We start from the raw sequence: 9,578 nt of genomic DNA, 5'->3' as shown, positions 1-9,578 counted from the left end.
GGTGGTGGACAGGTATCCGACGATGGCCGGGTGGCGAATTTCCAGCGCGAGGTCGCCGTTGCCGTCGGCGGGGAGGAAGGCGACGACCCGGTCGACGATGATGAGCCGGTCGGTGAGCTCGTCCAGCGCGCGCGCCTCGATGTCGCCCCTCAGTCGTTCTTGGTGCGCGACGGTCAAGGGGGAGTGGCGGAGGGTGTGCTGGTACAGGGTGCGGATGCGGCAGCCGCGGTCCAGCAGAGCCTGGTCGCGGTCCGTGGCGACGGCGTAGGCCGCCTCGGCCCGTTGCCTGGTGACCCTGGTGTGGGGCTGGATGGTGAGCAGCTCTCGGGAGGCGTCCGCCATGGCCGCGGTGATGGCCTCGTTGATCCGCTTCTTTCCGCTGAGAAGCGTCAGCGTCGGGGTGGCGGCCGCAGCCGCGCGGTGCCCTTCGACGGTCATGAACGGCTCGAATGTCTCGGCCAGCCGTTCTTCCCGTCGTCGTTCGCGCGCGATCCGTTCCCCGGAGGTCCGCAGCAGCCGGTGGAGGGCGACGGCCGGCGCCACGGGCTCGAGCCGGTGCAGGTCGTCGACGGCGGGGTGCAGCAGGCCGAAGTCCATCAAACAGGGCGCGGCGTTGGCCGCTTCGGCGGGTATGTGCCCTTCGCGCAGGGCTCGTTCGTACAGCTCCGTCCCGGCACGGCACAGTTCTTCCGCGTCGTGCATGGGGTGTGGCGCCGACGTCACTCGGGAATTCCTCCTCTTCAGTGGTCCTGTTGCAGGATCCCCGACTGCGCTATGAGGTACCCGAGTTGAGCTCGGCTGCCACTGCCCAGGGCCGACGCCAACTTGGCGATGTGAGCACGGCAGGTGCGTACGTTCATGCCGAGGCGTCGGGCGATGGCCTCGTCGACGTGCCCCTCGACCAGAAGCTTGGCTATGGAGTGCTGGACGTCCGTGATACCGCCGGTGGCCGCTTCGTACGGGGTGCCGGTGCTCAGTGGGACCGCGCGGTCCCACAGGTATTCGAAAAGCTTGATCAGGTAGCGGACGAGGCCGGGGTGGCGCAGTTCCAGAGCGACCTGCTGGTCGTCCCGGGCGGGGATGAAGGCGACGGTTTCGTCGCAGATGATCAAACGTTCCACCAGCTCGTCTATGGTGCGGTACTCCGCCTTGCCGTCGGAGAGCCTGGCCGCGTAGGCCAGTTGCTCCGGGTTGTAGCGGGCGGTGTGCTGGTACACCGTACGGATCCGCACACCGCGTTCGATGAGTGGCTTGTCGCGTTCCAGCCCTCTCAGGAGGCTGCGTTCGGACATGCGGTCGCTCGGCTGGAGGGTGAGGACCTCGGTCCGGCACTGGACTGTGGCCATGTTGAGTGCGGCATTGATACGTTCACCGCCTTCCAGCACGGTGATGGAGTCACTTACCGTTGCGATCTGGGTGCCCAGGGCCATGAACGGCTGAAAGGTCTCCGCGAGGTCGACGGCCAGGCGCCTGCGCTCGGCGATCTCGTGTTCCAGGGGGTTGAGTTGCCGGGAAAGGGCGACGACCGGGGCCACGGGGCGCAGCCAGTCGGGATCGTCCGGATCGGGGTGGAGGAGGGCGAACTCCATCAGGCAGGGGGCCGGCTCCACGTCCGCACGTGCGATGCGTCCTGTGCGCAGAGCGGTGGCATACAGACGTCCGCCCTCCTCGCACCACTCGGTCATCGGATGGGGATGTGTCCCTTTTGCTCGATTTGTTGTCAAATCTCCACCCCCCAGGGTCCTGAACATGCAGGAACATGATGCATTGATTGTGTGGCCATGACGTGCCCGAATGAGCCATCGTCGTACTCGACGGGGGAAAAGGGGACCTTCAAGTGAGGACGAAGCCGACTATGCGGAACAGAATGCTTCGCTCGGTGCTTGTCGCCGCCTTCTCCGTCGTTGTAACCCTCGGCGCGCTGAGTGGCTTCTCCGATGAGAAGGGCGATGTTCGGGCGAACACCAGTTGGCCGGCGGTGGCTCAGACCAGCTACGGCGTGAACAACACCAGCTGGCCGAGTTCCGCGACAGCGGGATCCGGGAGCTGACCGTGACCACTCCACCCGACGACCGCTCCTTCCGTCGCGAAATGGCCACCGCCTACCGCTCCGGCTGGCACTTCATCGACCTGGTCACCGCCATCCCCCACAGCGGCGACTCGTTGATGGTGACCGTTTTCGGCGAGCCGGTGGTCGTCACGCGGGACGAGGACGAGGACGTACGGGCTTACCGGTGTCTGCGGCGGCCTCGGGGGGCGCCGCAGCCCGTGCGGTGTGCCGTACGGTACGGAATGATCTTTGTGAATCTGGACCAAAGGGACCACGAGCAGGTGGAGGCCGACTCTCCTGCACCGAGGACCATCTCTGCCACCCCCCGCAGTGCCTGACGCGATTCCCCCGTCGTAACAGATCGCTCAGGTGCTTCCCCCCGCAGCGGCGTCACCGTGACCTGAACACGGTGACGCCGCTGCAGTTTCTGGCGACATTTCCGGTTATCCACCCAGTCACGCGCTGGCTGGATCCAGTCGATCACCGGTGTGGATATTCACTTCGGTCGACTTCGGTATCAACCTCGGGATCAACCGCGACATCAACCTCGCCCCATCGCTCGCGTCAGCTCTATCTCGATCACCACGCGCGCGGGGTTCGGCGAGGGCGTCCGCCCGTAGCGCTCGGCGTAACGGCGCTCCGCCTCCGCGACCCGGTCCGGCTCGGTGCGGACGAAGGCCCGGCCCTCCAGGGTCGCCCAGCGCTTGCCCTCCATCTGGCAGACGGCGACCGCCGCTCCCTGTTCCCCGGCGGCCAGCACATGCCGCGCTTTGGCGCTCGCCTTGTTCGTGATCACCCGAGCGAGCCGGGCCGCGGGATCGTATGTGACCCCGACGGGTACCACGTGCGGAGTGCCGTCCGGGCGGGGAGTCGTCAGGGTGCACACGTGCCGTTCCCGCCAGAAGCTGAGATACGGCTCGTCCGGAGCGCCGGGATCGACGGAGTACTTGGTCGCCATGCCCCGGAACTTAGCCCCTGCGGCCCTCCCGAATCGGCCTTGAGTGGACTAGACTCAACTTTGTGTAAGTCGTTCGGGTCAGTGCAAGGAGGAGAACGCGAACGTGGACGCCGAGCTGACCAACCGGAGCCGGGACGCGATCAACGCGGCCAGCAACAGGGCCGTGACCGAGGGGCACCCCGACCTCACCCCCGCCCATCTGCTTCTCGCGCTGCTCCAGGGACAGGACAACGAGAACATCACCGATCTGCTCGCGGCGGTCGACGCCGACCAGGCGGCCGTGCGCGCCGGAGCCGAGCGCGTGCTCGCCGGGCTGCCGAGTGTGACCGGGTCCACCGTGGCGCCGCCCCAGCCCAACCGCGAGATGCTCGCCGTCGTCGCCGACGCGCAGGCCCGCGCCAAGGACCTGGGGGACGAGTACCTCTCCACGGAGCACCTGCTCATCGCCATCGCCGCGAAGGGCGGCGCGGCCGGCGAGGTGCTGTCCCAGCAGGGCGCCGACGCCAGGAAGCTCCAGGACGCCTTCCAGAAGACGCGGGGAGCGCGCCGGGTGACCACGGCCGACCCCGAGGGCCAGTACAAGGCCCTGGAGAAGTTCGGGACGGACTTCACCGCCGCCGCGCGGGAAGGGAAGCTCGATCCCGTCATCGGGCGGGACCAGGAGATCCGGCGCGTGGTGCAGGTGCTGTCCCGCCGTACCAAGAACAACCCCGTGCTCATCGGCGAGCCCGGTGTCGGCAAGACCGCCGTCGTCGAAGGGCTCGCCCAGCGCATCGTCAAGGGGGACGTGCCCGAGTCGCTGAAGGACAAGCGGCTCGTCGCGCTCGATCTGGGGGCCATGGTCGCTGGGGCCAAGTACCGGGGTGAGTTCGAGGAGCGGCTGAAGACGGTCCTCGCCGAGATCAAGGAGTCCGACGGGCAGATCATCACCTTCATCGATGAGCTGCACACCGTCGTGGGGGCCGGTGCCGGCGGCGACTCCGCCATGGACGCCGGGAACATGCTGAAGCCCATGCTCGCGCGCGGTGAGCTGCGCATGGTGGGTGCCACGACCCTCGACGAGTACCGCGAGCGGATCGAGAAGGACGCCGCCCTGGAGCGGCGCTTCCAGCAGGTGCTGGTCGCCGAGCCGAGCGTCGAGGACTCCATCGCGATCCTGCGCGGGCTCAAGGGCCGCTACGAGGCCCACCACAAGGTGCAGATCGCGGACAGTGCGCTGGTCGCGGCCGCCACCCTCTCCGACCGGTACATCACCTCCCGCTTCCTGCCCGACAAGGCCATCGACCTCGTCGACGAGGCCGCCTCCCGGCTGCGCATGGAGATCGACTCGTCCCCCGTCGAGATCGACGAACTCCAGCGCGCCGTCGACCGGCTGAAGATGGAGGAGCTGGCGATCGGCAAGGAGACCGACGCGGCCTCCCGGGAGCGCCTGGAGAAGCTGCGCCGCGACCTCGCCGACAAGGAGGAGGAGCTGCGCGGCCTCACCGCCCGCTGGGAGAAGGAGAAGCAGTCCCTCAACCGCGTCGGTGAGCTGAAGGAACGCCTCGACGAACTGCGCGGCCAGGCCGAACGCGCCCAGCGCGACGGCGACTTCGACACCGCCTCCAAGCTGCTCTACGGCGAGATCCCCGCCCTGGAGAAGGAGCTGGAGGCCGCCTCCGAGGCCGAGGAAGAGGTCGCGAAGGACACCATGGTCAAGGAGGAGGTCGGCGCCGACGACATCGCCGACGTCGTCGCCTCCTGGACCGGCATCCCCGCCGGGCGTCTGCTGGAGGGCGAGACGCAGAAGCTGCTGCGCATGGAGGACGAGCTGGGCAAGCGGCTCATCGGCCAGACCGAGGCCGTGCGGGCGGTGTCCGACGCCGTACGGCGGTCCCGCGCCGGGATCTCCGACCCCGACCGCCCCACCGGCTCCTTCCTCTTCCTCGGCCCGACCGGTGTCGGCAAGACGGAACTGGCCAAGGCCCTCGCCGACTTCCTCTTCGACGACGAGCGGGCGATGGTCCGCGTCGACATGTCGGAGTACAGCGAGAAGCACAGCGTGGCCCGGCTGGTCGGCGCCCCGCCCGGATACGTCGGCTACGAGGAGGGCGGCCAGCTCACGGAGGCGGTGCGCCGCCGTCCCTACTCCGTCATCCTGCTGGACGAGGTGGAGAAGGCCCACCCCGAGGTCTTCGACATCCTGCTCCAGGTGCTCGACGACGGGCGTCTCACGGACGGGCAGGGCCGCACGGTCGACTTCCGCAACACCATCCTGGTGCTGACGTCGAACCTGGGCAGTCAGTTCCTGGTCGACCCGCTCACCAGTGAGGCGGAGAAGAAGGAACAGGTCCTGGAGGTGGTGCGGACCTCCTTCAAGCCGGAGTTCCTCAACCGCCTGGACGACCTGGTGGTCTTCGCCGCCCTGACCAAGCCCGAGCTGGAGCGCATCGCCAAGCTCCAGATCGAGCGCCTGGCCAAGCGCCTCGCCGAGCGGCGCCTCATCCTGGACGTCACACCCGAGGCCCTGGCCTGGCTCGCGGAAGAGGGCCTGGACCCGGCGTACGGCGCCCGCCCGCTGCGCCGCCTCGTCCAGACCGCCATCGGCGACCGCCTCGCCAAGGAGATCCTCTCCGGCGAGATCAAGGACGGCGACACGGTCCGCGTCGACCGCCTCGGCGACGAACTGTTGGTGGGACCGGCGGTGGGCAAGACGCTGTAGGGGCGACGGTCCCGTCACATCGTGAACGCCGAGAAGCGCACCCGCGCGGTCTCGGCGTTCACGTACTCCACCCTCACCTGCACCACGTGTGCCCCGACCGTGGCGGGCAGGCCGTTCTCATGGGTCACGTCCAGACAGAGCGCCCCGCAGGAGCCGCCCGCGCGGGGCTCCGGGGCGTCCGGATACGTGGCGCGCAGCCAGTACCGCACGTCCTCGCGGGGCATCCGCAGCACCGCCGTGTACGCGGTGTCGATGCCCCGCTGCGCGGTGCAGTCGTGCACCTCGGCGCCGGCAGGGCGGTCGGCGCCGCCGAAGGCCAGTGCCTCGGCGCACCCGACCTTCGCCACAGCCCCGGCACCCGGATCGTCCTCGTCGGTCAGGGCCCACATGAACACGCAGACGATCAGGAACACGAGGACGGGCACGGGCACCGCCAGGATCGCCAGAGCCGGCCGCCACCGAGTGCAACCCCTGCCCGGTTCCGCCACCGCCGCCCCCTCCGTCCGCCCTTCAGGAGGACGGCGTGCGGCACCTGGAGGTTGCGGTTGACCGGATCGTGTCAGCCATGGGCTTAGCGGGGTAGTCGGGGCTTGCCACCCCCCTCCCCGCATGGGGGAGGATGGCGGGATCCGTACGAAGGGAAAATCACGGTGACCATCGACCCGTCCTCGATTCCGAACTTCGGGGGCCAGCCCGAGCCGCAGCCGCAAGGACCGGCGGGCCCCGTCGTCCCGGATCAGGACCTCGTGAAGCAGCTCCTCGACCAGATGGAGCTCAAGTACGTCGTCGACGACGAGGGAGACCTCGCGGCGCCGTGGGAACAGTTCCGCACCTACTTCATGTTCCGGGGTGAAGGAGACCAGCAGGTCTTCTCCGTGCGGACGTTCTACGACCGGCCTCACGAGATCGAGGCCAAGCCGCAGATCCTGGAGTCCATCGACGACTGGAACCGCCGCACCCTGTGGCCCAAGGTCTACAGCCACACCCACGACGACGGCACGGTCCGCCTGATCGGCGAGGCCCAGATGCTGATCGGCATGGGCGTGAGCCTGGAGCACTTCGTCTCCTCGACGGTCAGCTGGGTGCGGGCCGCGATCGAGTTCGACAAGTGGCTCATCGAGCAGCTCGGTCTCGAGGAGGAGATCAACGAGGCGGAGAAGCCCGAGGACGAGGAGTAGGCCTTAGCAGGCCCCGCCCCAGCGGCGCGTCGGCGCGTACGAGCAGAGAGGTACGTGCTGTACGCGCCGTACGCCTTTTCAGGCCCCGCCGACGCCCTTCAGGCGGCGTACGGCCTCCTCCAGCACGCCCGTCCGCTTGCAGAACGCGAACCGTACGAACGGGGGCGCCCTCCTCGCGGTGGTCGTAGAAGACCGCGTTGGGGATCGCGACGACACCGGCGCGTTCCGGCAGGGCGCGGCAGAAGGCGAAACCGTCCGTCTCGCCGAGGGGGCGGATGTCGGTGGTGACGAAGTAGGTCCCCGACGGGCGGAAGACCCGGAACCCGGCCTCCTCCAGACCCGCCGCCAGCAGGTTCCGCTTGACCAGCATGTCGTCCCGGAAGGCCGTGAAGTACGGCTCGGGCAGCGCCAGGGCCTCCGCGACCGCGTACTGGAACGGCCCCGACGCCACGTCGCACTCATTCGCTTGTCGCGCAACAAGCCCACCAGGGGCAACTCCAGCACCGCCGATGGGCCGACTGCTGACACGGCGCTGTCCGCCGTATCCTGACCACACACGGGAAGGAGCCGTCCATGAGCGTCGACGCGATCGTGCACACCGAGTTCCCCAAGGGGTACACGGTCCTGTTCGGGGCCGACGGAAAGGTGATCATGACCCCGCAGAGCGAAGAGCACTCCAGCACCATCAGGTCGATGCAGATCGACTCCGCTCTCGCCCTCGGCCGTCACGCGAAGGTCACCTCCGATGTCTACATCGACTTCCCCGCCGACGAGAACTCCGCCCCCGACCTTGCGATCCTGCGCGAGGACGCGCGCAAGGAAGGCAAGCGCTACAGCTTCGAGGACGTCCTGCTGATCTCCGAGGTCGTCTCGACCTCCTCTGCGCGCAAGGACTATGACGACTGCACCGCGAAGTACGGCCGTTACGGCATCCCGATCTACCTGGTCGTGGACCCGTACGCGCAGGAAGTCGTCCTCCACACCCAGCCGACCGCCACCGGTTACATTGCGGCACACACGCACAAGTACGGCACGGGCAAGCTCCCCATCCCCCTGGCCGACGGCCGCACCTTCACCCTCGACCTCGACGAACTCCCGCGCCCGGAGCCCGAGGCAGACGCCCGCTGACGAAGGACTCCCGGTGCGGCGGCGCGGCGGTGTAGGTGCGTGGCGGCTCGGGGCAGCCGTGTACGTGTGGCCGGTACGCCGGTATGCCGGTCGACTGTCATGCGGTCGGCGTCTTGAGCCGGGCGGCCGCCTCCTCCAGCACCTCCGTCCGCTTGCAGAAGGCGAACCGCACGAAGGGCGCGCCCTGCTCGCGGTGGTCGTAGAAGACGGCGTTGGGGATCGCGACGACACCGGCGCGTTCCGGCAGGGCGCGGCAGAAGGCGAAACCGTCCGTCTCGCCGAGGGGGCGGATGTCGGTGGTGACGAAGTAGGTCCCCGACGGGCGGAAGACCCGGAACCCGGCCTCCTCCAGACCCGCCGCCAGCAGGTTCCGCTTGACCAGCATGTCGTCCCGGAAGGCCGTGAAGTACGACTCGGGCAGCGCCAGGGCCTCCGCGACCGCGTACTGGAACGGCCCCGACGCCACGTACGTCAGGTACTGCTTCGCCGAGCGCACCGCCGTGACCAGCTCCGGCGCCGCCGTAACCCAGCCGACCTTCCAGCCGGTGAACGAGAACGTCTTGCCGGCCGACCCGATGGTGACCGTACGCTCGCGCATCCCCGGGAACGTCGCCAGCGGCACGTGCTCGGCCTCGTCGAAGACCAGGTGCTCGTACACCTCGTCCGTCACCACGAGCAGATCCCGCTCCACCGCCAGCTCGGCGATCGCGGCCAGCTCCTCGCGGGTGAGGACCGTGCCGGTCGGGTTGTGCGGGGTGTTGATCAGCAGCAGCCGGGTGCGGTCGGTGACGGCGTCGCGCAGTTCGTCGAGGTCCAGGCGGAAGCTGTCCTCGTGCGGGCGGAGCGTGACCGGCACCCGGCGCCCGCCCGCCATCGCGATGCACGCCGCGTACGAGTCGTAGTACGGCTCCAGGGCGATCACCTCGTCACCCGGCTCCAGCAGGGCGAGCAGCGAGGCGGCGATGGCCTCCGTGGCGCCCGCGGTGACCAGGACCTCCGTGTCCGGGTCGTACGACAGTCCGTAGCGCCGCCGCTGGTGGGCGGCTACCGCGGTGCGCAGCTCGGGGACGCCGGGGCCCGGCGGGTACTGGTTGCCGAGGCCGTCCCGCAGCGCCCGTACGGCGGCCTCCCTGACCTCCTCGGGGCCGTCGGTGTCGGGGAAGCCCTGCCCGAGGTTGATGGCGCCGGTGCTCAGGGCCAGGGCGGACATCTCGGCGAAGATCGTCGTCCCGAACTCGGCGAGCCGGCGGTTCAGGAGGGGGCGCGCACTGGAGGTCATGCGGGTCATCCTCCGCCGAAGCTCTGGAGTTCCTCAACTCTGCTTTGGGGCGTGCCGGGGGCGGGCATCTCCCGGTCACGCAAGAGCGAGGCGCCCACGGGGGGCCGCTTCGGGGGAACGGAAGGAGRGTGACGCCATGGTTGTCGGCATCATCCTGGCGGTGATCGGAGTCGTCCTGGTCGGGGCGCTGGTGTCCAAGGCCCGCGGCGGCGGATCCGGACGGACGACCCGTCGCGGGGCGGGGGCGTCCACCGGATCGGGCAGCGCCGGCGGGGGCAGCTGGT

Annotated in this window: 9 protein-coding genes and 1 pseudogene; 4 read left to right on the top strand and 6 right to left on the bottom strand. The window is 69.1% G+C overall.

Going from position 1 to position 9,578, the window contains the following annotated elements:
* The coding region (locus CA983_RS34975; protein ID WP_143645630.1) for a helix-turn-helix transcriptional regulator at positions 1-723 on the bottom strand (723 nt) is incomplete at its 3' end.
* Between the two features lie 17 nt (positions 724-740).
* Positions 741-1,685: a helix-turn-helix domain-containing protein gene (locus tag CA983_RS34970; RefSeq protein ID WP_244207226.1), complete on the bottom strand. Its 945-nt coding sequence runs from the start codon at positions 1,683-1,685 to the stop codon at positions 741-743.
* A 367-nt stretch (positions 1,686-2,052) separates the two neighbouring features.
* Here CA983_RS34970 and CA983_RS34960 point away from each other — a divergent pair, with 367 nt between their 5' ends.
* Positions 2,053-2,388, top strand: a complete 336-nt coding sequence (locus CA983_RS34960) for a Rieske (2Fe-2S) protein (protein ID WP_086604769.1) — start codon at positions 2,053-2,055, stop codon at positions 2,386-2,388.
* Between the two features lie 203 nt (positions 2,389-2,591).
* On the opposite strand, the gene CA983_RS34955 is transcribed toward CA983_RS34960, so the two are convergent.
* On the bottom strand, positions 2,592-3,008 hold the full coding sequence (locus CA983_RS34955; RefSeq protein ID WP_086604768.1) for a pyridoxamine 5'-phosphate oxidase family protein: 417 nt from the start codon (positions 3,006-3,008) through the stop codon (positions 2,592-2,594).
* Positions 3,009-3,111: 103 nt separating this feature from the next.
* Between CA983_RS34955 and clpB the strand changes: the two genes are divergently transcribed.
* Entirely contained in the window at positions 3,112-5,709 is a 2,598-nt protein-coding gene (gene clpB, locus CA983_RS34950) for an ATP-dependent chaperone ClpB (RefSeq protein ID WP_086604767.1), read from the top strand.
* 14 nt (positions 5,710-5,723) lie between these two features.
* Here the strand turns inward: clpB and CA983_RS34945 are convergent, their stop codons facing one another.
* Positions 5,724-6,134, bottom strand: a complete 411-nt coding sequence (locus tag CA983_RS34945) for a hypothetical protein (RefSeq protein ID WP_244207225.1) — start codon at positions 6,132-6,134, stop codon at positions 5,724-5,726.
* Positions 6,135-6,359: 225 nt separating this feature from the next.
* On the opposite strand from CA983_RS34945, the gene CA983_RS34940 reads away from it, so the two are divergent.
* Positions 6,360-6,887, top strand: a complete 528-nt coding sequence (locus CA983_RS34940) for a YbjN domain-containing protein (RefSeq protein WP_010032094.1) — start codon at positions 6,360-6,362, stop codon at positions 6,885-6,887.
* A 78-nt stretch (positions 6,888-6,965) separates the two neighbouring features.
* On the opposite strand, the pseudogene CA983_RS34935 reads toward CA983_RS34940, so the two are convergent.
* Positions 6,966-7,338, bottom strand: a pseudogene (locus CA983_RS34935) (aminotransferase class I/II-fold pyridoxal phosphate-dependent enzyme); the annotation flags it as partial.
* Positions 7,339-7,460: 122 nt separating this feature from the next.
* Here CA983_RS34935 and CA983_RS34930 point away from each other — a divergent pair.
* Positions 7,461-8,015 (top strand): Uma2 family endonuclease, encoded by a 555-nt coding sequence (locus tag CA983_RS34930; protein WP_086604766.1) that lies wholly within the window; start codon positions 7,461-7,463, stop codon positions 8,013-8,015.
* Positions 8,016-8,112: 97 nt separating this feature from the next.
* Here the strand turns inward: CA983_RS34930 and CA983_RS34925 are convergent, their stop codons facing one another.
* On the bottom strand, positions 8,113-9,303 hold the full coding sequence (locus CA983_RS34925) for a pyridoxal phosphate-dependent aminotransferase (protein WP_086604765.1): 1,191 nt from the start codon (positions 9,301-9,303) through the stop codon (positions 8,113-8,115).
* Positions 9,304-9,578 lie beyond the last annotated feature (275 nt).

Origin of the sequence: Streptomyces swartbergensis (assembly GCF_002148965.1) — a bacterium.
Lineage (GTDB): Bacteria > Actinomycetota > Actinomycetes > Streptomycetales > Streptomycetaceae > Streptomyces > Streptomyces swartbergensis.
Note: the sequence above shows the minus strand (reverse complement) of the source record. Positions and strands in the feature narration are given on the sequence as shown.

Bases quoted from the DNA above. Each gene is read 5' to 3' on its own strand.
- CA983_RS34925 (WP_086604765.1), bottom strand. From the start codon at position 9,303: ATGACCCGCATGACCTCCAGTGCGCGCCCCCTCCTGAACCGCCGGCTC.
- CA983_RS34930 (WP_086604766.1), top strand. From the start codon at position 7,461: ATGAGCGTCGACGCGATCGTGCACACCGAGTTCCCCAAGGGGTACACG.
- CA983_RS34970 (WP_244207226.1), bottom strand. From the start codon at position 1,685: ATGACCGAGTGGTGCGAGGAGGGCGGACGTCTGTATGCCACCGCTCTG.
- CA983_RS34955 (WP_086604768.1), bottom strand. From the start codon at position 3,008: ATGGCGACCAAGTACTCCGTCGATCCCGGCGCTCCGGACGAGCCGTAT.